At 70.0% G+C, this 20,610-nt stretch carries 22 protein-coding genes; 12 read left to right on the top strand and 10 right to left on the bottom strand.

Annotated features, from left to right (window positions below; genetic code table 11):
- Nucleotides 1-7: 7 nt before the first annotated feature.
- The gene (locus ABT127_RS28000) at nt 8-334 is read right to left on the bottom strand and encodes a DUF8820 family protein (RefSeq protein ID WP_351455625.1); all 327 of its coding nucleotides are present in this window, start codon (nt 332-334) and stop codon (nt 8-10) included.
- A gap of 173 nt (nt 335-507) precedes the next feature.
- Between ABT127_RS28000 and ABT127_RS27995 the strand changes: the two genes are divergently transcribed.
- The 5 genes from ABT127_RS27995 to ABT127_RS27975 all read left to right on the top strand — a co-directional run bounded on the left by ABT127_RS27995 (nt 508) and on the right by ABT127_RS27975 (nt 5,832).
- Nucleotides 508-1,467: an STM4015 family protein gene (locus tag ABT127_RS27995; protein WP_351455622.1), complete on the top strand. Its 960-nt coding sequence runs from the start codon at nt 508-510 to the stop codon at nt 1,465-1,467.
- On the top strand, nt 1,464-2,702 hold the full coding sequence (locus ABT127_RS27990; RefSeq protein WP_351455620.1) for an STM4014 family protein: 1,239 nt from the start codon (nt 1,464-1,466) through the stop codon (nt 2,700-2,702). The genes ABT127_RS27995 and ABT127_RS27990 overlap by 4 nt, the downstream gene beginning before the upstream one ends.
- An 88-nt stretch (nt 2,703-2,790) precedes the next feature.
- Nucleotides 2,791-3,597, top strand: coding sequence for an STM4013/SEN3800 family hydrolase (locus ABT127_RS27985; protein ID WP_351455712.1), 807 nt, complete (start codon nt 2,791-2,793; stop codon nt 3,595-3,597).
- A complete protein-coding gene (locus ABT127_RS27980; protein ID WP_351455619.1) occupies nt 3,594-4,973 on the top strand; it encodes an STM4012 family radical SAM protein in 1,380 nt (459 codons plus the stop codon). Before ABT127_RS27985 ends, ABT127_RS27980 begins: the two co-directional genes overlap by 4 nt.
- A 7-nt stretch (nt 4,974-4,980) precedes the next feature.
- Complete coding sequence (locus tag ABT127_RS27975) at nt 4,981-5,832, top strand: STM4011 family radical SAM protein (RefSeq protein ID WP_351455616.1); 852 nt, start codon at nt 4,981-4,983, stop codon at nt 5,830-5,832.
- Between the two features lie 18 nt (nt 5,833-5,850).
- On the opposite strand, the gene ABT127_RS27970 is transcribed toward ABT127_RS27975, so the two are convergent.
- Together ABT127_RS27970 and ABT127_RS27965 are read right to left on the bottom strand one after the other, a co-directional pair.
- Nucleotides 5,851-6,708 (bottom strand): DUF4328 domain-containing protein, encoded by an 858-nt coding sequence (locus ABT127_RS27970; protein ID WP_351455613.1) that lies wholly within the window; start codon nt 6,706-6,708, stop codon nt 5,851-5,853.
- A gap of 71 nt (nt 6,709-6,779) precedes the next feature.
- The gene (locus tag ABT127_RS27965) at nt 6,780-7,388 is read right to left on the bottom strand and encodes a TetR/AcrR family transcriptional regulator (protein WP_351455612.1); all 609 of its coding nucleotides are present in this window, start codon (nt 7,386-7,388) and stop codon (nt 6,780-6,782) included.
- A gap of 230 nt (nt 7,389-7,618) precedes the next feature.
- Here ABT127_RS27965 and ABT127_RS27960 point away from each other — a divergent pair, with 230 nt between their 5' ends.
- The gene (locus ABT127_RS27960; protein ID WP_351455609.1) at nt 7,619-8,557 is read left to right on the top strand and encodes an alpha/beta fold hydrolase; all 939 of its coding nucleotides are present in this window, start codon (nt 7,619-7,621) and stop codon (nt 8,555-8,557) included.
- Nucleotides 8,558-8,609: 52 nt separating this feature from the next.
- Here ABT127_RS27960 and ABT127_RS27955 read toward each other — a convergent pair whose 3' ends face one another.
- The 3 genes from ABT127_RS27955 to ABT127_RS27945 form a co-directional block, all read right to left on the bottom strand.
- A complete protein-coding gene (locus ABT127_RS27955) occupies nt 8,610-8,822 on the bottom strand; it encodes a hypothetical protein (protein WP_351455607.1) in 213 nt (70 codons plus the stop codon).
- 321 nt (nt 8,823-9,143) lie between these two features.
- Nucleotides 9,144-9,512, bottom strand: coding sequence for a VOC family protein (locus ABT127_RS27950; protein ID WP_351455605.1), 369 nt, complete (start codon nt 9,510-9,512; stop codon nt 9,144-9,146).
- 92 nt (nt 9,513-9,604) lie between these two features.
- Complete coding sequence (locus ABT127_RS27945; protein ID WP_351455602.1) at nt 9,605-10,378, bottom strand: oxidoreductase; 774 nt, start codon at nt 10,376-10,378, stop codon at nt 9,605-9,607.
- A gap of 79 nt (nt 10,379-10,457) precedes the next feature.
- On the opposite strand from ABT127_RS27945, the gene ABT127_RS27940 reads away from it, so the two are divergent.
- Nucleotides 10,458-11,039: a TetR/AcrR family transcriptional regulator gene (locus ABT127_RS27940; RefSeq protein WP_351455599.1), complete on the top strand. Its 582-nt coding sequence runs from the start codon at nt 10,458-10,460 to the stop codon at nt 11,037-11,039.
- A gap of 186 nt (nt 11,040-11,225) precedes the next feature.
- Here ABT127_RS27940 and ABT127_RS27935 read toward each other — a convergent pair whose 3' ends face one another.
- Nucleotides 11,226-11,753, bottom strand: a complete 528-nt coding sequence (locus tag ABT127_RS27935; protein ID WP_351455596.1) for a DUF6417 family protein — start codon at nt 11,751-11,753, stop codon at nt 11,226-11,228.
- Between the two features lie 250 nt (nt 11,754-12,003).
- Here ABT127_RS27935 and arr point away from each other — a divergent pair, with 250 nt between their 5' ends.
- Both arr and ABT127_RS27925 read left to right on the top strand, forming a co-directional pair.
- Nucleotides 12,004-12,414, top strand: a complete 411-nt coding sequence (arr, locus tag ABT127_RS27930) for an NAD(+)--rifampin ADP-ribosyltransferase (RefSeq protein ID WP_351455593.1) — start codon at nt 12,004-12,006, stop codon at nt 12,412-12,414.
- Nucleotides 12,415-12,488: 74 nt separating this feature from the next.
- Nucleotides 12,489-13,814 (top strand): DUF2254 domain-containing protein, encoded by a 1,326-nt coding sequence (locus ABT127_RS27925; protein WP_351455591.1) that lies wholly within the window; start codon nt 12,489-12,491, stop codon nt 13,812-13,814.
- 148 nt (nt 13,815-13,962) lie between these two features.
- On the opposite strand, the gene ABT127_RS27920 is transcribed toward ABT127_RS27925, so the two are convergent.
- Nucleotides 13,963-14,643 (bottom strand): class I SAM-dependent methyltransferase, encoded by a 681-nt coding sequence (locus tag ABT127_RS27920; protein WP_351455588.1) that lies wholly within the window; start codon nt 14,641-14,643, stop codon nt 13,963-13,965.
- 53 nt (nt 14,644-14,696) lie between these two features.
- On the opposite strand from ABT127_RS27920, the gene ABT127_RS27915 reads away from it, so the two are divergent.
- Together ABT127_RS27915 and ABT127_RS27910 are read left to right on the top strand one after the other, a co-directional pair.
- The gene (locus ABT127_RS27915; protein ID WP_351455586.1) at nt 14,697-15,545 is read left to right on the top strand and encodes a DUF6357 family protein; all 849 of its coding nucleotides are present in this window, start codon (nt 14,697-14,699) and stop codon (nt 15,543-15,545) included.
- Between the two features lie 72 nt (nt 15,546-15,617).
- A complete protein-coding gene (locus tag ABT127_RS27910; RefSeq protein ID WP_351455584.1) occupies nt 15,618-16,877 on the top strand; it encodes a DUF6357 family protein in 1,260 nt (419 codons plus the stop codon).
- Between the two features lie 7 nt (nt 16,878-16,884).
- Here the strand turns inward: ABT127_RS27910 and ABT127_RS27905 are convergent, their stop codons facing one another.
- Together ABT127_RS27905 and ABT127_RS27900 are read right to left on the bottom strand one after the other, a co-directional pair.
- Complete coding sequence (locus tag ABT127_RS27905; protein WP_351455582.1) at nt 16,885-17,430, bottom strand: EF-hand domain-containing protein; 546 nt, start codon at nt 17,428-17,430, stop codon at nt 16,885-16,887.
- 188 nt (nt 17,431-17,618) lie between these two features.
- A complete protein-coding gene (locus tag ABT127_RS27900; protein ID WP_351455579.1) occupies nt 17,619-18,794 on the bottom strand; it encodes a spore photoproduct lyase family protein in 1,176 nt (391 codons plus the stop codon).
- A gap of 312 nt (nt 18,795-19,106) precedes the next feature.
- Between ABT127_RS27900 and ABT127_RS27895 the strand changes: the two genes are divergently transcribed.
- Complete coding sequence (locus ABT127_RS27895) at nt 19,107-20,609, top strand: MFS transporter (RefSeq protein ID WP_351455576.1); 1,503 nt, start codon at nt 19,107-19,109, stop codon at nt 20,607-20,609.
- Nucleotide 20,610 lies beyond the last annotated feature (1 nt).

Here is a 20,610-nt window from a genome sequence, read left to right as displayed (position 1 = left end):
GCCCCGCTCAGTCCGCCACGATCCGCACCGAACCCGGCACGTACTCGCGCTGCCTGATCACCCGGTACCAGCCCTTGGGCAGCGGGATCGCCGCGTGCTCCTCGTGCACGACTCGCCCGCCGTCCGGCAGTTGGAGCAGCATCGGACCGAACAGGCCCGGCTCGCGCACCAGTCGGCCGGGGCCGACGACCGCGTGAGCGTGGCCCGTGACCTCGCCCAGCGCGAGCACCAGCCGCCCGCGGGCGTCCCGCGGCTCGTCCGGAGCGTCCGCCACGTGCGGAGGCACCGCGCCCTCCGCGAGCGGCACGATCAGCACGTCTCCCTGCCGGTACATGACTCTCCCGTCCCACGGCCCGCCGAGTGCGGCCGCGTCGGTTCCGACCGTAGGGGCAGGGTCTGACAACGGCGGCCGGGCGCCCCGCGGCCGCCGTTGTCAGTGCCGGTTGGTACAACTTCAGTTCCAGCGGAGATCGCGGACGGCGCGAACAGATCGGGAACGGGGCGGACATGGCCATCGGAAACCACTTGCAGGAGCTGCACGGCCTGCCCACCTTCGACTTCCCGGCGGCAGACGCCGAGCAGGCGTCGGCGCTGCCCTCCCCCGATGCCGTCGCGTGGCGGATCTCCGTCGAGTCGTACGACAGCGAGGAGTCGTGGCCGGAGGCGTTCGCCCGGTTCGCCGAGGCCGTGGACCTCGGCGGCGTCAAGGCGATCGTCGTCGGCTCGTGGAGCGACCCGTACGAGGAGGGATCGGAGCCGGTCATCGCAGCGCTGCTCCAGGCGCGGGACCGACTGACGGCGCTGCGCGCGCTGTTCCTGGGGGACATGGTCTTCGAGGAGTGCGAGATCTCCTGGATCACGCAGAGCGACGTGACGCCGTTGCTGAACGGCTTCCCGGAGCTGACGGAGTTCGCGGTCCGCGGCGGGACGAGCCTGGCGTTCCCCGCGGTGCGCCACGAGCGGTTGCGCTCACTCACCGTGGAGACGGGCGGTCTGCCCGCCGAGGTGGTGCGCGGCATCGCGGCGAGCGACCTGCCCGCCCTGACCCGGCTGGCGCTGTGGCTGGGCACGTCGGACTACGGCGGCGACAGCACGGTCGCCGACGTGGAGCCGTTGCTGACGGGCAGCCGGCTGCCCGCCCTGAAGCACCTGGCCCTGTGCAACAGCGAGATCCAGGACGACGTCGCGGCGGCCGTGGCGGCGGCCCCGGTGGTGGCCCGGCTCGACACGCTCGATCTGTCGATGGGCGTCCTCACCGACGACGGCGCCACCGCGCTCCTCGCGGGCCAGCCGCTGACGCACCTGAGCAGGCTCGACCTGCACCACAACTACCTGAGCGAAGGACTGCGTCAGCGGTTCCTGGACTCCCTGGTGCCCGCGGGTGTCGAGGTCGACCTCGACTCCGGTGACGCGGACGAGGACCGGGACGGGGACACCGTGTGGCGGTACGTCTCGGTCGGCGAATGACCCGGCGGACGGCACCGGCGGGGGCGGGCAGCGCACCGGAGGCGACGTCCGCGTCCCACCCCGCTCCGCTGCGTCTCGCGGTCGTCGGCAATCCCGGCAATCGCCGGGTTGATCTGTTCACGGACGCCGTGCGGGACGCGGGACTGTCGGCTCCCCGCGTGGTCGCGTGGCGTGACGTACTGCGCGACGGCGGCGCCTCGTTCGCCGACGACGAGATCGTGCGGATCGACTCGGCGGGTGAGGACGAGGAGGTCGAGCGCGCCCTGCGGGACGTGTCCGATCCGACGCGCATCGAAGGCGGAGCCCGGTGGTACCGGCGGTTCCTGACGGCCGTGCGGTCTCTCGACGGCGGGGTCCGGCTCGACGATCCCGACGACGTGGCCGTGCTCTTCGACAAGCGCCGCTGCCACCGTGTCCTCGACGATGCGGGAGTCGCCGTCCCGGCCTCCCCCACGTCCGGCGGCACCGTCGAGGTGCGCGGCTGGGACGACGTGCGGGCGCTGATGGAGGAGCACGCGATGCCCCGGGTGTTCGTCAAGCCGGCCCACGGCTCTTCTGCTTCCGGGGTGCTCGCCCTGGAGACGGCCGGCCCCGGCCGGATCCGCGCCACGACGTCGGTCGAGGCGGTCGACGGCGCCCTGCACAACTCCCTGCGTGTGCGGCGCTACACACGGGAGGCCGACATCGCGGCGATCGTGGACGCGCTGGCCCCGGACGGGCTGCACATCGAGCGCTGGCTGCCGAAGGCGTCGCTGCACGGAAGGGCGGCCGATCTGCGCGTCGTCGTGGTCGCCGGGCGCGCCACGCACGCTGTCGTGCGCACCAGCCGGACCCCTCTGACCAACCTCCACCTCGGCGGCCTGCGCGGCGAGTGGGCCGCCGCCCGGCGGGCATCCGGCGCCTGCTGGTCGCACGCCCTCGACCTGTGCGAGCGCGCCGCCGCCTGCTTCCCGCGCACCCTCTGCGTCGGCGTCGACCTGCTGCCCTCGGTGGGTTGGCGGCGCTTCGCCGTCGGCGAGGTCAACGCCTTCGGCGATCTGCTGCCGCGCCTGACCGGGCTGCCCGGCAGCGGCTCCGAGGGCCGGGACACGTACGCGGCCCAGGTCGCCGCCGTGCTCCGCCACTTCCCCGACGCCGCGCACCCCGCGCGGGCCCCGGCCGCGTTCGGCGCCCCGCACCGGGCGGCTCCCGCCGCCGCACACCAGCTTGCAAGGACCCGCGATGCCCGTACCTGACACCACCTCGCCACCACCGACCGCCCCGACCACCACGAGCAGCGCGAACAGCACGACGGCTGATCACGCGATGCCCCACATGCCCGACATGAACGAGGTGGTGGGCCGCGACGACCTCCTGCTGCTCACCCTCGACACGCTGCGCCACGACGTGGCCGTCGAGCTGGCCGAGAGGGGCCGCATCCCTCACCTGGCGCGTCATCTGCCGGGCGGCGCCTGGGAGAAGCGGCACGCACCGGGCAGCTTCACGTACGCCTCCCACCAGGCGATGTTCGCGGGCTTCCTGCCGACGCCCGCGACGCCCGGCCCGCATCCGCGGCTGTTCGCGGCGCGGTTCGCGGGCAGTGAGTCCACGGCGGGCCGCACCTACGTCTTCGACACCCCGGACCTGGTGTCGGGCCTGGCCGCGGCCGGGTACCGAACGGTGTGCGTCGGCGGTGTCGGCTTCTTCAACGGGCAGGGCGCCCTGGGGAGCGTCCTGCCCGCACTCTTCCAGGAGAGCCACTGGGAGCCGGAGTTCGGGGTCGCCTCACCCACGTCGTTCGAATCGCAGGTCACGCGCGCGGAACAGGTCGTCGCCGAACTCCCCCACGAGCAGAGGCTGTTCCTGTTCGTGAACGCGGCGGCGCTGCACCAGCCCAATTGGTTCCACCTGCCGGGCGCCACGCGCGCGGCAGGCGACACCCGGGAGACCCACGCGGCCGCCCTGGAGTACATCGACCGGCACGTCGGGCGGCTGTTCGCGGCGATGAGCGCGCGGCGCCGCTGCTTCGCCGTCGTCTGCTCCGACCACGGCACGACCTACGGGGACGACGGCTTCACCGGCCACCGCCTCGGCCACGAGGCGGTCTGGACCGTGCCCTACGCCCACTTCTTCCTGGAGCCGACCGCATGACCACCATCGCCGAAGCAGCCGGACCCGTCGGGACCGTGCCCGCCGACGCCCCACGCCCGTACCAGAGTTACGTCTACGCGTACCCGCACAAGACCGCGTACCGGCCGCTGCCCGAGCGTCCCGCGCTGCGCGACCTGTGGCGCGACGAGCCCAAGGGCGCGCTCTCCCTCTATCTCCACATACCGTTCTGCGAGGTCCGCTGCGGCTTCTGCAATCTGTTCACGCGCATCGGTGCCCCGGACGAGCTGACGGGCCGCTATCTGGATGCCCTGGAGCGGCAGGCCGTGGCGGTGCGCGAGGCACTCGGTGACGGTCCGGACGTACGGTTCGCCAACGCGGCGTTCGGCGGCGGCACGCCCACCTTCCTCGAAGCGGACGAGCTGGCGCGGCTGTGCGACATCGCGGAGCTGCGGACGGGCGCGGACCTGCGGGCGGTGCCGCTGTCCGTGGAGACCTCACCCTCGACGGCCACGGCGGACCGGCTCGCGGTCCTCGCCGAGCGCGGCGCGACCCGGCTGAGCATCGGCGTGCAGAGCTTCGTCGACGCGGAGGCCCGCGCCGCGGTCCGGCCGCAGCGCCGCGCGGACGTGGAGGCGGCGCTCACCCGCATCCGGGACACCGGCATCCCCGTGCTGAACATCGACCTGATCTACGGCATCGACGGCCAGACTCCGGCGAGCTGGCGCACCTCCCTCGACGCGGCGCTCGCCTGGCGCCCCGAAGAGCTGTACCTCTACCCGCTCTACGTCCGGCCGCTGACGGGCCTGGGCCGCAGCGCCGCTCCGCTCACCGACCAGGCCTGGGACGAGCAGCGGCTGCGCCTGTACCGCCAGGGCCGCGACCACCTCCTGGAACACGGCTACGAGCAGGTGTCGATGCGCATGTTCCGGCGTGCCGACGCCCCTGTGCAGGGGCCGGACGACTACGCCTGCCAGACCGACGGCATGATCGGCCTGGGCTGCGGCGCCCGCTCGTACACCTCGTCGCTGCACTACTCCTTCGAGTACGCCGTCGACATGCGGGAGATCCGCGCGATCATCGACGGCTACACGGCCACCACGTCCGAGGAGTTCGCGCGAGCGCGGCACGGGCGCCGCGTCGACGGGCGGGAGGCGCGCCGCCGTCATCTGCTGCAGTCGCTGCTGCAGGCCGAGGGCATGCCACTGGACGACTACCGGATGCGGTTCGGCGCGGGCCCGTTCGACGACTTTCCGGCCGAGCTCGCCGTGTTCGCCGCGCGCGGCTGGCTGGAGCCGTGGGACGACGCGGGGCGGCTGCGCCTGACGCCCGAGGGCCTGGCGCACTCGGACGCGCTCGGGCCGGAGCTGTTCTCCCCCGAGGTGCGCGCCGCGATGGCCGCGTACGAACCGAGGTGAGCGACCGATGGATCTGACGCTGTTGTACCGGGGGCCGCTGTCCTCGTGCGACTACGACTGCCCGTACTGCCCGTTCGCCAAGCGGCGCGACTCCACCGCTCAGTTGCGGGCGGACCGCGCGGCTCTGGAGCGGTTCACCGACTGGACGGCCGGGCAGCACGAGGACCGGCTGTCCGTCCTGTTCACGCCGTGGGGCGAAGGGCTGGTGCGGTCCTGGTACCGCAGGGCGATGGTCGAGCTCTCGCACCACGAGCACGTCGCGCGCGTCGCCATCCAGACCAATCTGAGCTGCCGCACGGAGTGGCTCGCCGACGCCGATCTGGACACGCTGGCCCTGTGGTGCACGTTCCACCCGGGGCAGACACCCTACGAGCGGTTCCTCGGCAAGACCCGGGAGCTGGCGCGCCGGGGTGTGCGGTTCAGCGTCGGTGTGGTCGGCTTTCCCGAGCATCTGGAGCAGGCCCGCACGCTGCGCAGGGCGCTTCCGTCCGAGGTGTACCTGTGGGTGAACGCGGCGGAGGGCCGCACGTACACGGACGAGGAGGCCGCGGCCTGGACGGCCGTCGACCCCCTCTTCCCGTACAGCAGGCACCCGCACCGCTCGGCCGGACTGCCCTGCCGCACCGGTTCCTCGGTCGTCTCGGTGGACGGCGAGGGCACGGTGCGCCGCTGCCATTTCGTCCGGGCGGAGCTGGGCAACCTGTACGACGGCTCCTGGCGTGCGGCGCTCGCGCCCCGGGCATGCCCGCTGGCGGTCTGCGACTGTCACATCGGCTACGTCCATCTGGAGACCCTGCCGTTGTACGACGTCTTCGCGGGCGGGGTCCTGGAGCGGATACCGGCGACGCCGCTCTCCTGAGGAGCGCCTTTACCAAGATCAGCTGCGGGACGAGCCTTCGGCGACAGCCGGCAGCGACGCGATCCGCGCTCGGACTTTCTGGCTCTGCAAACCGGTCAGCGCCCGGACGAAGGCGACGGCAGCACCGGCCGCCACGATGTCGAGCGCGTCGGCGAACATCACCAACCCGGTTGCCGACGTGATCTCGTCCAGCGTCTCGGCGCTGTCGTACCTGCTGCTCGCGATCCGGCCCACCAGCAGGTCGCCCAGCCACAGGAACCACCACAGGTCCACCCTCCAACTCCGCTCGCGCCCGACTTCGGGTGCACCGGTGCTGGCGTGCCAGGTGTCGAGCGCGATGCGGCGCGGGAACCACAGGCTCACGACCGGGACGAAGAAGCCGAAGATCGCCCAGGCCCGCGCCTTGCTCTGCCCGGACGGCACGAACACGTGGGCGTTGTCCCGCACCCGCAGGAACCAGGCGATGAAGCAGGCCGCCGATACGGCCAGGGTCAGCAGCTGGATCCGGCCCGACCACACGTACAACTCGTCGACGCGCCGCGCGTCGGCCTCGTCGAGTCGGGACCAGCCGCTGCCCGCCGCTTCGACCAGGTTTCGGTACTCACCGATTCCCGCGAGCACCGCGGCGAGATCGGCCGCGGCGACCAGGCAGAGCAGGACCACGGCCAGCGTGCCGAGCCCGTTCGGCGAGCGCAGGAGCGTCCAGCGGGCCTCGGGGTCGTACGGAGCGGACCATGCCCGCGGCGGCAGTGGCGCGTCCGGGACCGGATCCGGCCCCGGCGCGGGCGTCAGCTCCGCGACCACGGCGGCCGCACACCGGGAGCACAGCCCGTCCTCGACCAGGGCTTGGTTCTTCCCGCATTTCTTGCACAGCACGGCCGCGCACCCTCCCCAGGGACCGCCGCGTTTCCTCCGGCCCCCCGGCCGCGCGACCTGCGAACGCTACCTCAGGGCAGCCGCTCGGCCGGACGGCGAGCTTCTGGAACCCCGGCCAGAGCGTCCACGGTCACGCCCACGATGGCCAGGAGCTGCGCCGGGCTCGCACCGGCCCTGCTCATGACGGCGAGCGACTGGTTCACAGCCGCCACGTGTACGGCGAAGGCCTCGGCGTCGTGGTCGGCCAGCCCGCCCGCCTTCAGGGCAGTGCGCAAGCGCCGGCGCTGGAAGCCGAGCGCCTGCTCGGCGCGTGCCGCGACGGGCGGACTCAGCACGGGGATCGCCATGGCCGACTGGGCAATCAGACATCCATCGGGCAGTTCGGGATCGGCGATGCGCTCCAGGGTCACGTCGAAGAACGCACGGACAGCGGCAACGGGTTCCGAGGCTGCACAGGACAAGGCGGCGTCGTACTTCTCGCCATAGCGCGTGGCGTAGAGATCGAGGCAGCGCAGGAAGAGCGTGTCCTTGTCGCCGAGGGAGGAGTAGATGGAACTGCGGTTCAGGCCGGTCGCCCGAGACAGGTCGTCCAAGGAAGTGTCGGCGTAGCCGTCGCGCCAGAACTGGGTCATCGCGGCGTCGAGCGCCGCGTCCATGTCGAACTGCTTCTTGCCTGCCACGCGGCACTTCCTCGCTGATGAGTCAATACATCGATACGTCGATGGTGCGGACTGTGCTGCGCACCATTCTATCTTGAACCGATCAGTTCAAGATGTGTAGCCTTCAGGCGCGGTCATGGCCGGGCGTGCCGTGTACTTCGCGACCGCGCGAGACGTGCACCATGCGGCGCCAACCACCGCTGTCGGCCATGCCGTCCCAACCGCGCCCCTGGCATCGATGGAGGATTCCCGTGACAAGTCCGGCAACCAGCACTCCGTACGCCCCCGAAGGCAATCCCGTCGACGACCTGCCCCTGCAGCATCTGCCCGGCTTCACCCACCGCTGGGTCGACGCGGACGGCGTCCGCGTTCATGCCGTCGAAGGCGGACGGGCGAGCGGCCCGGCCGTCGTCCTGCTCGCCGGGTTCCCGCAGACCTGGTGGGCCTGGCGAAAGGTGATGCCCGGTCTCGCCCACCGGTTCCGCGTCATCGCGATCGACCTGCCGGGTCAGGGCCACTCCGAGCGTCCCGAGGCCGGCTACGACACGCACGCGATCGCGGCGCACGTCCACGCCGCCGTGAAGGCTCTGGGAGTGTCGACCTACTCCCTCGTCGCCCACGACATCGGCGCCTGGGTCGCTTTCTCCCTTGCCCTCACCTACGAGAGCCACCTGCGCGAGGTCGCTCTGCTCGACGCCGGAATTCCCGGCATCACTCTCCCGGAGGCGATTCCCACCGACCCGGATCGAGCATGGAAAACTTGGCACTTCGCGTTCCACATCGTGCCCGAGCTGCCCGAGAGGCTGCTTGCCGGCCGCGAACGCTTGTACGTCGACTGGTTCCTGAAGGCAAAGGCTCTGTCTCCCGACACGTTCGACGACGCCGAGATCGACCACTACGCGGCGGCCGTTGCCGTCGAGGGCGGCCTGCGCGCTTCCCTCGCGTACTACCGAGATGCCGCGGAGTCGGCGCGCAAGAACCGCGAGGCGCTCGAACGGCGACACCTGACTGTGCCGCTCCTCGGAATCTCCAGCAGCCACGGCTCCGTTCCGGACATGGCCGCCTCCCTCAGCCCGTGGGCCGACAACACCACCGGAATCGTCGTGGCCGACGCCGGACACTTCATCCCCGACGAACAGCCCGAAGCTGTCGCTGCCGCGCTAGCGGACTTCATCAGCGACGTCGACTGACACCCGTCGACCGTCGCAGGCAGCGTCGCCCCCGAGGAACCGCCTGCCCGGTTCAGCCCGCGGCGTCGTCACTCGCCTCGGGCAGTTGAGAGAGGCCTTCCGACCAGTGGTTCGTCCACCCGCAGCCACCACAGGCGTAGCGGCCGTTGACGCCCGCGATGCTGGTTCCGCATTTCTCGCACGCCCGCTCGGTGATCTGCTGCGCGGCAAGGAAGGAAGCGGCGGCCTCTGCCTGCGTGACGGCATCTTTCTGGGGGGCGCTCATGCGCTGCACCTTACCGTCGGCTCCGGTGCGAGAACGATGCCGCTGATGGGACCGCACTGAGGGCAGGACCAGGAGCCGTCCGGTCCTTGTTGGGCACTGCCACCACAATGTGGGCACTGCATCGGTTCCCCCCCTTCGTCCGTTGCCACGGTAGAAGGTCCGGCACGGGTCCGGAAGAGAGCTCCTGCTGCCCGCCGACCATCAGGGCCGTGCGTCGCTACTCTCCGGCCCCTGCTTGGCGCGCGGGGGCGGTGACAGCCGTGAAGATCTTTCCCGCAGCAACGCAGCAGAACCGCTCGAATCAGTGGCAGTGCACGGCGGTCACACCGATCGCAGGCAGAACGGGTGCCCGGCCGGGCTGGCGTAGACCGCGCTGCCGGTTCGGGGCTCCATGGCGGCGTCGCCCGTCGGGCGCAGCCTGATGGCACCGGCGTCGAGAGCTGTGCGGTCCGCGCTCAGGAGGTCGTCGACGGTGAGGTCGAGGTGCATCTGCTGGGAGGTGCCGTCGGGCCAGTCGGGAGGAAGGTGTCCCGCGGCGGCCTGGACGACGATGACCGGAAGGTCCGCCACCTGAATGAAGTGGTGGGTCGGGGTGCGGGTGATCGATCCGCCGAGAAGCCGGTGCCAGAACGCGCTCTCAGGCTCGATCTCAGCGGCGTCGATGACGACGGAACTCAAAGTGACAACCATGGTGTGGTCCTGTTCTTCGGCGTTTTCAGATCCGGGTGTTCAGCCGTGTTTGAGTGTCAGCCGTGCCTGGGCATTCAGCTGTGCCCGCGCGTTCAAACGGTCGGCAGGATGCCGCCGTCGACGCGGAATTGGGCGCCGGTGATCCACTTGGCGCGGCTGGAGGCAAGGAATGCGATCATCTCGGCGACGTCCTCGGGGGCGCCGGGGTGCCCCATCGGCACGTTCAGGTGATCGACGATCTGGCGCTCGATGTCGGCGTACGCCAAGCCCTGACGGTCGGCCATCTGCTGAAGGTGGTCGACCGCGCCTTCGGTCGCGACGAAGCCGGGCAGGACGCAGACGACGCGCACGCCACGCCCGCCGAGAGAGACGGCCAGTTCGCGGCTGTAGGCGTTGAGTGCCGCCTTGGCCGCGGCGTAGGAGACGTCGCCGGGCTGGGGCAACTGGCCGGCTATGGAAGATACGTGCACCACGACTCCGCGGCCGCGCTCGACCATTCCAGGCACCAGGGCGCGGTCGAGCCGGACCGCGCTGAGCAGGTTCATGTCCAGGTCCTGGAGCCAGGAGGCGTCCGTGCGCTCCAAGGTGGGCGTCGAGGGCGTCGTGGCGCCCGCGTTGTTCACCAGGACGTCGATCCCGCCGAACTCTTCGATCACTCGCCGCCCGAGGTTCGCCACGCCGCGCTCGGTGCGCAGGTCGGCCGCGATGAATGCGCCCGGCATGTCTTCGGACGGTGCGGTGCGCGAGGCAGTGATCACAGTGGCGCCTGCCGCCGCGAAGCGCCGCGCGGTGGCGGCACCCAGTCCACGACTGGCACCGGTGACCAGGACCCGAAGCCCCCTCAGCCCTTCATCGATATCCGTCATGGCCTGCTCCTTCGCTAAGATGAACCCGACTCCGGAAACGGTACACATAAACGGAACCAGACTCACCTTTGGAGGAGCGTTGCCCTCGTCACGTCCCCTGCGCGCGGACGCGCGCCGCAATCGCGAGGCGCTTCTCGCGGCGGCCCGCGAGGCATTCCTGGCCGGGGATGCGGACGCGCACGTGGAGGAGATCGCCAGGCGGGCCGGTGTGGCGGTCGGCACCCTCTACCGACACTTCGACACCCGTGAAGCCCTGATCGCCGAGGTCTACCGTCAGGAGGTCGCGGAGCTGTGCGCCGCCCCCGCACGACTGCTGGCGGAACGCCCCGCCGACGAAGCCCTGCGCGCCTTCCTGTTGCTGCTCGTGGACCACTCGGCCACCGGCAAGGGCATGGGCGAAGCACTCGAGAGCATCATGGCGACGGACTCACCCGTCTTCGACGAGGCACGCGAAGACATGGCACACGCCCTCGATCAACTGCTCGACGCCGGGGTGGAAGCGGGACTGCTGCGCGACGACGTCAGCGGACGCATCGTCCTCAGAGCACTCGGCGGCATCTGCGGAATGCGCTCCGCCGGATGGGAGAACGACGCGCGGCGCATCGCCGCCATCCTCTGCGACGGTCTGCGCCACACGGCACACCCGCCCGTGCGCGACTGACCGCTCCGCACGCCATCCCATCGGGAACAGTCCGGGCCGGCACCGCCCCGAGCGCTGCGACGGAGGCGACGTCGCACCGGCCGACCGTAGTGGTCAGGGCCGCGGGGGCCACCGGAGCTCGCCGGACTCGCGGAGCGCGCGTGCGTCGGCTCAAGGGCGCCGACGCAGCGCACACGTGGACCGACGTCAGTCCGCTCGGCCGCCGCTTCGAAGAGGGGCGAAGTCGAGCGGCTGTGGCGCATAGGTCACCCCGTAGACGCGGGCGAACCTGTTCGCCGGAGCCGCCGAACCACCCTGCCGCTCAAGGAAATAGGCCCGGGCCATGGAATCCATCTGGGCCCCGTCCACGTACACGATCCACCTGTTCGACGGCGGATCGAACTGCGCCGCCTCGACGGCCGCGGCCAGGCCCTCCTCCGGACCCCACCGCAGACGCTCCCCCAGCGCGACGAACCGCTTCAGGACATCGAGGTCGAAACGGCGAAGGGCCACCTTCTGCAAGCCTGGCTCCGGCGGCGCGACCACTGGCGGCACACGCTGCCGCGTGTACAGCAGTACATCCCAACCGTCCGACGTGAGCTGCACCGCCCAGAGCACGGACCGGCCGGCTCTGATCGACAGCTCGGCCAAGTCGTCAGCGGCTGCTTCGCGCAGCAGCCCGAGCTTGACGGCGGGCCCCGCGCACCGCGCATCCAGACCCGGGCCGGTGGTCACCCAGCCATCTTCTCCACCCTGCACGTCTGCGACACGCTGCAACAGCACAATGTGTCCGCCTGACCGCCCCACCCGCGACCTCCCCAGCCCTGGCAATGGCGCGACGCTAGCGCGCACGGGCAGCCATGGAGACCGGTTTCGCCGGTCACCACCCGAAAAGGGAGAGACGACGGACACGAGGCACGCGCGTTCGAGAATGTCCGCGCCGACGGCCCTCCGTCTCGGCGGGTTGGTTTGATAGGTTCCGCCAATGAGTGATGCGCTGGATGACGGGCCGTTCTTTCACGGCACAAAGGCCGACTTGCAGGTCGGGGACCACCTCAGCGCAGGTTTCCGGTCCAACTACCGTCCCGAAGTCGTGATGAATCACATCTACTTCACCGCGTTGCGCGACGGTGCGGGACTCGCTGCCGAACTCGCCGCCGGCGACGGTGCCCCGCGGGTGTACGCCGTCGAACCGACCGGAGACTTCGAGAACGATCCCAACGTCACCGACAAGAAGTTCCCCGGGAATCCCACTCGCTCCTATCGCAGCAGGGAACCGCTCCGAATCGTCGGCGAGGTCACCGACTGGACGCGGCAGACTCCCGAGGCCCTCAAGATGTGGCGGGACCGGCTGGCGGCAATGCGCAGGGACGGCCGCGCCGAGATCATCAACTGAGACTGTTCGCGGTTCGGTCCGGACAGCCAGCGGGTCCGCGCTCCGGCTGTGACCTGGACCCCTAGAGTCTCACCATGAGTGACTGGATGGTAACTGTCGCGCGTGGAAAGGCGCGGCGTCCTCGGGCTTTGTCCCCGCTCCGGGAACATCTGCGCGACACGTTCTGGTTCGCCCCCACAGCGGCGATGGTCGTGGTGTGCCTGGTGTGGTGGGCGACTTCCTGGGCCGACGAGGCGATCGTCGCGGCACTCCAGGACGGCGGTGAGTTCGACGCGGTCAAGGATCTGATGGGGATCGCCGACGACGTGAAGACCGTCGTCACCACCATCAGTTCCGCGATGATGACCTTCATCGGTGTCGTGTTCAGCATTTCGCTGGTGGCCGTGCAGATGGCGGGCGGTCAGCTCACTCCGCGCGTGGTGCGCCTTTTCGTCCGGAGCAGGATCACCAAGCTCACGTTCGCCGTCTTTCTCGCCACGTTTCTGCTTTCGTTGCTGGTATTGACCTCGTACGACGGAGAGCAGGACCCGAAGCGCGTCACCACGGTGCCCTTTCTTCAGGCGTTCCTCACCCTGGGGTCGGTGGCGTTGAGTCTGCTGCTGTTCGTCATGTACGTGAATTCGACACTTCGGATGATGCGTGTGGGCCACGTCGTCGACCGGGTCGCCTGGGAGGCGTTCCGGGTCGTGGCGCGGATGCCGTACGGGGACGGTGGCGCCGGCGATCTCGGCCCGGAGACCGGCCGCGTGGCGTACGAGGGCCGGGCGGGGGTGCTCCGGGACGTGAACATCGCGCGGCTCGTACGCATCGCGCGCCGCCGCGGTGTCGTCCTCCGGATGATCCCGCGGACCGGGGATTTCGTGGTGCCCGGCACGATGATGTTCTCGGTGCACGGTGGAACTGCGCCGTCCCGACGCCAGCTGCGGTCGTGCGTGTTCGTGGGAGTGGAGCGTGCCTTCCACCAGGACCTCGGGTTCGGTCTGCGCGTGCTTGCCGATGTCGCGCTGCGAGCGCTGTCCGCGGCCGTCAACGACCCGACGACCGCGGTGCAGGCGATCGACCGGATCGTGCAGTTCCTCGCGGCCGTGGGGCGGGGACCGCTGGACACGCTGCGGTACCGGGATCGCGGCGGCGCCGTCCGGCTGGTGCAGCCGGTACCGGGCTGGGACGAACTGGTCGACCTCGCGTTCACCGAGATCCGGGGGTGCGCAGCGGGTACTCCGCAAGTCACGCGGCGGCTGCTCGCCGGGTTCGACGATCTCCTGTCGCTCGTTCCCGAGGGACGTCGAGAGCCGTTGCTGCGCCACCGGGAGCTGCTCACCCGGAGCGTGGAGCGGTCGGTACCGGATGCCGCCGACCGGGTCTTCGCGCTGCAGCCCAACCGGCAGGGCATCGGGTGACGACGGACGATCCGGGAAGGGCACACCGCCTTCGGCCGACCGGGATGCCTCCGCACAAGCGGGAGCATCCCGATCGCGGGACAGGGCAGGGAACGGACTGAATTCGGTCCCGCCCAGGACCGGGGCCGCCGTAGTGACGGCGCGCTGGTCAGCGCTGCGCGCGCCGGGCCAGCAGCACCGAGTCCTCGGCCTCCACCGGGCCGCTGTCCCTGTGGAGCGTGCGCGTGCGCTGCTCCACGACGACGGGCTCGAAGTCGTCCGGCAGACCGGGCAGAAGCTCAGCGGCCAGGAACATCGCCTTGCGGTGACTCTCGGAGAGCTGCGTGAACTCGTGGGACGGTGCGTGGCCGACGACCAGCAGCAGCCCGCCGGGGGCGACGGCCCCGGCGAGACGACGGGTCACCTCGACCATGCCGCCGTCGGGGGCGTGCAGGTAGTGGCTGGTGACCAGGTCGTACGCCCGCTCGCCCGCGTCGAAGGCACGGGCGTCGACGCGCCACCAGTCGACGCGCTCCGCCAGACCGGCCTGCTCGGTGTGCCGGGCGGCACGCGCGAGTCCCTCGGCCGAGAAGTCGGCGCCGGTCACGCGCCAACCCTGCCCGGCCAGCCATACGACGTCGCCGCCCTCGCCGCAGCCGACATCGAGCGCGGTGCCGGGGGTGAGTTCGCCCGCGGCGGCGACGAGTTGCGGGTTGGGCTCGCCGCTCCAGAACCGCTCCTGGCCCGCGTACCGCTCGTCCCAGCCGGCCGGTTCGAACATCGCGGCGGCCGCTTGCTCGTCGTGCTGGTGCTGCTCGCCGTTGCCGCCGTGCTCGTGGTGTCCGGCCACCGGATGCCTCCCTGGTTCATGCTGCCGTACCGTGCCGCGTCGCTCACGGGGCCATGCTCACGTGGGACGCGCTTTCGATCCTGCTCGCCTCCGCTCCCGCACGCACACAAAGTTGCCGAACCAGCAATGCGCAGGTCCTCGCCGGTGCCGGTTCTCCCGGCTGTTCGTTCGCAGGCGATGAACCGCGGATCCGTCCGATCCGGTTCGACTACTCTGACGGAGCTGACACACATGAACGAAGGACGCACATGGCTCGCCCTTACAGTCCCGGACCGAAACAGTTCGTCTTCGCCGTCGGCGACGGCAACGACGAACAGGTCTCCGTGGGCGACCCTCAGGAGGCCTACGTGGCGTTCTCCGCGTTCTTCCGTGATCGAGATTCCGACGTCTACACCATCAATGACGAACCGTCGGGGCAGCGCTTGGTCCTCATGCCCGGGCAAGGTGTGATCTCCCGGATCAAAGATGCGGACGGGCCCCGGTCGGAATACCTCCGGGTCGACAGGGGCAACCGCTACCTCCCGAGCGCGATGCTGTTCTTCGAGAACGGATTTGCCGGCCTCGACCACTTCGGCCAGTGGTTCCCCGATCTCGCCGACCTCGACGCGTCACCGGAGACGCGGGGTGCCGCCCGTGCCGCCACGATCACGACAGAGGCAGCGGCTCTCGAAGAAGTCGGTCGGATCTGGGGAGATTCGGGCTGCGTGGACCCGAGCGACCAGTACTACGTCTTCTTCGACTCGCATGATGTCGACGACGACCGGGCCGAACGCGCCGTACTGCTCAAGTTGATCGAGTTCCTCGGTCTCGAACGGGTCGACGCCCCGGCCGAGGCCGCCGGGGGCGAAGTCTGGGTACGCACCGACACACGTCTCGACGTCGAATGCGCACGGTGGTCGTGAACAGCCGGTGCGGGGTGGAGCTGCGACATCGCCGTGACGCCGGACGGCGCCTTTCCGGGGAAGGCTGAAACCGTGAGAGACATCGTTTTCACACGCGGGAGCGCGTGGATACCGAACGTGGTCCGCGAGGGCGGCGAGCTGAAGCTGATGCTCGGTGCCGGGGCCGACGCCAACCATGAGCCTCGGACGTTCACGTTCCCGATCGGCGAAGCCCATCGTGCGGTGATCCAGGAGGACTTGGCCAGACACCTGCTGCTGTGGAGTGCCGCCCTTCCGCTGTGCGACGCCGCCGGAACCCGCGGCCGGCTCGACGAGAGCGCTGCCGTCGCGCTCCTCGACCCGATCCTCCTCGGCGCGCCCGCGGACATCGACGCGCTCTTCCAGCGCGTCCCGTGGGACAGGAGCCGGCTCGTCGCCCACGGCGCCGACATCGGTCTGCTCGAGCGCGGTCAGGTGTACGCGTCGATGCGCACGGCGACAGAGACGTCGAACGGAAAACGCGCTCAGGAGTACCACGCGGACCGCCGTCGCGCCGCGCGCGGAGCAGTGCTCGGTCCCCTCGACGCCGCAATTCTGCGGTACACGGGCCAGTATCTGCACGGCGCGACAGTTCCGGGGCGGAAGCCCGACGCCGTCGCTCCCGCGCTGCTGCCCGAGGTCATGCGGGTGGTCGCCACCGCGGAGCAGGCGTGCGCCGGGATGCGGATCAGCCGCGACCCACGGCGGGGAAAGCGCGCCACGGACAAGCGCGACTGGGATCGGATGGAGACGACGGTCGCAGCGGCCGTGCGCCGTGAACACCCTGAGCTCGTGGACGACGCGGTGCGAACCGTGAGCTTCCTGATGTGCTCCGAGGCCGCGGACCGCTCCAGGAACGCGCCCATGGAGGATGACGAGGAGACGGCCGGCCTCCGCGCCGACTTCGGCGGGAGTGCGAAGACGGCCCTGTCGTTCACCGACGACAAGGGCGTCGAGAAGAAGTGGCTGCGGGGCAGTACCCGCGGTGCCGCCGCGGAGTTCTGGGAGTTCGTCGGCGATCGCTCTGCCTCGGACAACGAGGTGTTCACCATCGAGGACGAGGAGATGGGTGAAGGGATCCAGCTCCACTTCTACGCGGACTCCCTCGCCCGGATCATGACCGTGCGCGAGGGAAAAGGCGGATCGGATCCGGAGTACCGGGTCGAGTACTGCCTGGTCGACGGGATCGGCGGGTACCGGACCCTGGTGAGCGCCTTCGCCCGCGGTGGCTACGCCGCACTCGAACAGCACGGTCCCTGGATCTCGGATGTCGCCGAGTTCGAGCGCGCGCGTCGGCGGCGCGACGGCCGGTAGGCGATGGTCAGCCGGCGACGGAGAACCTGCCGCACAGCCAGTTGCCGGGGGCCGCAGGATCGTCGCTGATCCAGAACTGCCGCCAGAGCGTGGCGAACTCCTCGCGGCTGAGGTGGCCGTCGCCGTTCAGGTCGAGCAGTTCGAAGACGCCCGTGATGTCGGTCGGCCGCCCGTTCCACGTCTCCACGAGGCGACGGTGTTCCTCGGGGGAGATGTGTCCGTCCCCGTCGGTGTCCACGGCGTCGAAGACGGTGTCGGCGGTCGCCGTCACGCTGTCGACCATGGAGGGCAGCTTGTCGACGAGCGCGAGAAGTTCGCCCATGTCGACGGAACCGTCCCCGTTGGCGTCACCGACCTCCAGCAGCGCCGCCCACCATCCCATCAGCAGGGTCTGAACGCGCGTTCCGAGATCGGTCCCGGGTGCCGCTGCGGACAGTTGCCTCCAGCGGTCGACGAGCGCCCGGAAATCGTCCTCGCGCAGATACCCGTCACCGTCCACGTCGAAGGCGGTGAACATCCCCCTGAGCTTGCGCTCCTGAAACACACTGGCCATCAGCAGTCTCCCTCGCCACAGCCGTCATCCACCGGTCCGCCGCCCACTGTCGTCTCGGACGACAGCTGACGCTTTGTCACTGTAAGGCGGGACGCGCCCACTCCCCCACGGGCACATGCGCGCGAACCCTCACCCTCGCGAAGGTGAGGCAGCACGTCGAGGGCGTTAGATCCGCACGGGACAGCGGTTCAGAAGGCGTAGCGAATGCGCAGCCAGGGAGCGTGTGCGGTGAGCAGCTCCGTGAGGCGGGCGATGGCCCGTTGTTTGATCTGTACCTGGTAGCGAACGTTGAGGGCACCGTTCTCGGAGCGCTTCGTCTCCTGGGCTTCCGGCTGCCACAGCAGTTCCTCCGCGCGGGGGTGCCAGCCGAGGTTCACCTCGTGCAGCTGCTGGTTGTGCGTGAGCATGATGATCTCCGCGGCAGCCTGCTGTTTCACCCGCGCGGGCAGGACGTCGTCGAGATGGTCGAGCAGTTCCGCCCAGTCGCGCTGCCAGCCGGGGCGCAGGACGACCGGAGACAGGTTGAAGTGCACCTCGTACCCCGCGTCGTGGAAGTCCGCGGCGGCGGCGATCCGCTCGGCGACGGGGCTGGTGCGGATGTCGAGCCGGCGCGCGTCGGGACCCGGCATGAGCGAGAAGCGGACGCGTGTGCGCTCCTGGGGATCGAGGTCGAGGAGGTCGGGGTTGACGAACTTGGTGGCGAACGACGCTTTGGCGGTGGGCAGTTGCCGGAACGCGGCGATGTAGTCGGCGGTGTTGTCGCACAACAGCGCGTCCACCGAGCAGTCGCCGTTCTCTCCGATGTCGTAGACCCAGGCGTGCGCGTCGCACTGGTTGGGTTCGCCCTTCGGTCCCTGGGCGCGGACGTGCCGGCGGACGTGGGCGAGGATCGCCTCGATGTTGGTGAAGAGCGTGATCGGGTTGGCGTATCCCTTGCGGCGCGGGACGTAGCAGTAGGCACAGGCCATGGCGCAGCCGTTGGAGGCGCCGGGGGCGATCCAGTCCGCCGAACGTCCGTTGGGGCGGGTGACGAGTTGCCGCTTGACGCCGAGGACCAGGGTCTCGGTCTTGATCCGGGTCCAGCGCCCGACGTTCCCCTCGTTGCCGTGGAGCGAGGGGATGCCCCAGTGGCCGGGTACCTCGGTCACTTCCGCGTCGGGCAGCCGGGCCATGATCTGTTGCCCGCGCGGGGAGGCGAGCGCCTCGCGCTCCGCGTAGACGGACCGGATGTCGAGCAGCCGCCGCGCCTGTGCGCTGTCGCGGAATCCGCCGTCGCTGCGGCCCGGCGACAGCGTGTCGTCCCAGCCGAACAGGGCCTGCTGTCCGTCCTCGGCGGGCAGCGGGTCCTCCGGGAGACGGTTCACGCGGGGTACCTCCGGAGACGGCGGTGCGTCGAAGCACCGTAGGACTTGTCGCGGAAAGCCTACGAGCCGCTGCCGTCGTCGCCGTGCAGCCGAGGCGAGCCGGGCCCGGCGGCATTCTCGCCCCGCACGATCGGGTCGGTGCGCAGTGCTCTGTGCCGGAGCGAACGCCGGATAGCCGTCTTAGAAATGCGCCGAGTGATCAGTGTGAAAGAGACTTGGTCTGGCGAACCGAGCAGGACAATCGGGAAAGGGCGGCATCGGCACGTGGCCCACACACCATCTGACGGCTCGACCGGCACAGGCCGCAAACGCATGCCGGAGTCCCTCGTGGACATGCCCCGGCACGTACGAGAAGAACTGGCCCGCAGGCTGCGCCGGAACAAACGGGCGTACCGCGAACAGGACGTCCAGGTCGTCGAGAAGCCACTCCTGAAGCGGGCGGTCGGCGCCTCGGCGCTCGGCAACTGCATGGAATGGTTCGACTTCGGCGTCTACAGCTATCTCGCCGCGACCATCGGCAAAGTCTTCTTTCCCGGCGCCTCCCCGGGCGCTCAGCTGATCTCGTCGTTCGCAACATTTGCTGCCGCATTCGTGGTGCGCCCGCTCGGCGGCCTCGTCTTCGGCCCGCTCGGCGACCGCGTCGGACGACAGAAGGTCCTCGCGACCACCATGATCATGATGGCGGCCGGCACGTTCTCGATCGGCCTCATCCCCAGTTACGCGACGATCGGCATCGCCGCGCCCATCCTTCTGCTGCTCGCCCGTATGGTGCAGGGGTTCTCCACCGGCGGCGAGTACGGGGGCGCCACCACCTTCGTCGCCGAGTACTCCCCCGACCGCCGACGCGGCTTCCTGTCGAGCTGGCTCGACTTCGGCACCTTCGTCGGCTACGCCCTCGGCTCCGCGCTGGTCACCGTATTGAACGCGGTCTTCACCGAGGACCAGATGCTGTCGTACGGCTGGCGGCTGCCGTTCCTGATCGCGGGACCGCTGGGTGTCATCGGCCTGTACATGCGGCTGAAGCTGGAGGAGTCGCCGGCCTTCCAGCAGCAGCTCGACGAGCACGAGAAGAGCCTCGCCCAGGACTCCGTCGGCAGCGAGTTCAAGACCATCGTCAAGGAGCACTGGCGCCCGCTGCTGATCTGCATGGGCCTGGTCCTGCTCTACAACGTCACCAACTACATGATCACCGGCTACCTGCCCACGTACCAGACCGAAACCCTCGACCGTTCCAGCACCTCGGCCGACATCCTCGTCCTCATCGGCATGATCTGGATCGTTCTCCTCATCACCTTCCTCGGGCGCCTCAGCGATCACATCGGCCGACGCCCGCTCTACGCCGGCGCGGCAGCCGCCATGATCGTCCTCGCCATCCCCGCCTTCCTCCTCATCAAGGCGCACGGCACCTGGCCACCCATCTTCGGCGTGCTGATCCTGTCCACGCTCCTCGCGTGCTTCGCGGCGCCGAGTGCCGCGACGCTGCCCGCGCTGTTCCCGACCGCCGTGCGGTACGCCGCCATGGGCATCGGCTTCAACTTCGCCGTCGCCGCCTTCGGTGGCACGACTCCCCTCATCACCGAGACGCTCGTCAACGCGACCGGCGACAAACTCATCCCCGCCTACTACCTCATGGTCGCCGGTGTCATCGGCCTGATCACCGTCAAGTTCCTGCCGGAGAGCGCCCAGCTGCCCCTCAACGGCTCGCAGCCGATGGTGGCCTCCGCGGAGGAGCAGCAGGAACTGATCGACACCTCACAGGATCTGGTCCAGTACGCCAGACAGCACGGGTCCTCGTCCCCACCCTCCCCTCACTGAC

Origin of the sequence: Streptomyces sp. NPDC001904 (assembly GCF_040297005.1) — a bacterium.
Taxonomy (GTDB): domain Bacteria; phylum Actinomycetota; class Actinomycetes; order Streptomycetales; family Streptomycetaceae; genus Streptomyces.
The sequence above is the reverse complement of the archived record's forward strand: the minus strand, read 5'-3'. Positions and strand labels throughout refer to the sequence as shown.

Excerpts from the sequence above, each read along its gene's own strand:
- ABT127_RS27955 (WP_351455607.1), bottom strand. The coding sequence starts at position 8,822 with ATGAGCGCCCCCCAGAAAGATGCCGTCACGCAGGCAGAGGCCGCCGCT.
- ABT127_RS27925 (WP_351455591.1), top strand. The coding sequence starts at position 12,489 with ATGAGTGACTGGATGGTAACTGTCGCGCGTGGAAAGGCGCGGCGTCCT.
- ABT127_RS27905 (WP_351455582.1), bottom strand. The coding sequence starts at position 17,430 with ATGGCCAGTGTGTTTCAGGAGCGCAAGCTCAGGGGGATGTTCACCGCC.
- ABT127_RS27995 (WP_351455622.1), top strand. The coding sequence starts at position 508 with ATGGCCATCGGAAACCACTTGCAGGAGCTGCACGGCCTGCCCACCTTC.
- ABT127_RS28000 (WP_351455625.1), bottom strand. The coding sequence starts at position 334 with ATGTACCGGCAGGGAGACGTGCTGATCGTGCCGCTCGCGGAGGGCGCG.
- ABT127_RS27895 (WP_351455576.1), top strand. The coding sequence starts at position 19,107 with ATGCCGGAGTCCCTCGTGGACATGCCCCGGCACGTACGAGAAGAACTG.
- ABT127_RS27980 (WP_351455619.1), top strand. The coding sequence starts at position 3,594 with ATGACCACCATCGCCGAAGCAGCCGGACCCGTCGGGACCGTGCCCGCC.
- arr (WP_351455593.1), top strand. The coding sequence starts at position 12,004 with ATGAGTGATGCGCTGGATGACGGGCCGTTCTTTCACGGCACAAAGGCC.
- ABT127_RS27915 (WP_351455586.1), top strand. The coding sequence starts at position 14,697 with ATGCTCACGTGGGACGCGCTTTCGATCCTGCTCGCCTCCGCTCCCGCA.
- ABT127_RS27945 (WP_351455602.1), bottom strand. The coding sequence starts at position 10,378 with ATGACGGATATCGATGAAGGGCTGAGGGGGCTTCGGGTCCTGGTCACC.
- ABT127_RS27990 (WP_351455620.1), top strand. The coding sequence starts at position 1,464 with ATGACCCGGCGGACGGCACCGGCGGGGGCGGGCAGCGCACCGGAGGCG.
- ABT127_RS27985 (WP_351455712.1), top strand. The coding sequence starts at position 2,791 with ATGAACGAGGTGGTGGGCCGCGACGACCTCCTGCTGCTCACCCTCGAC.
- ABT127_RS27975 (WP_351455616.1), top strand. The coding sequence starts at position 4,981 with ATGGATCTGACGCTGTTGTACCGGGGGCCGCTGTCCTCGTGCGACTAC.
- ABT127_RS27950 (WP_351455605.1), bottom strand. The coding sequence starts at position 9,512 with ATGGTTGTCACTTTGAGTTCCGTCGTCATCGACGCCGCTGAGATCGAG.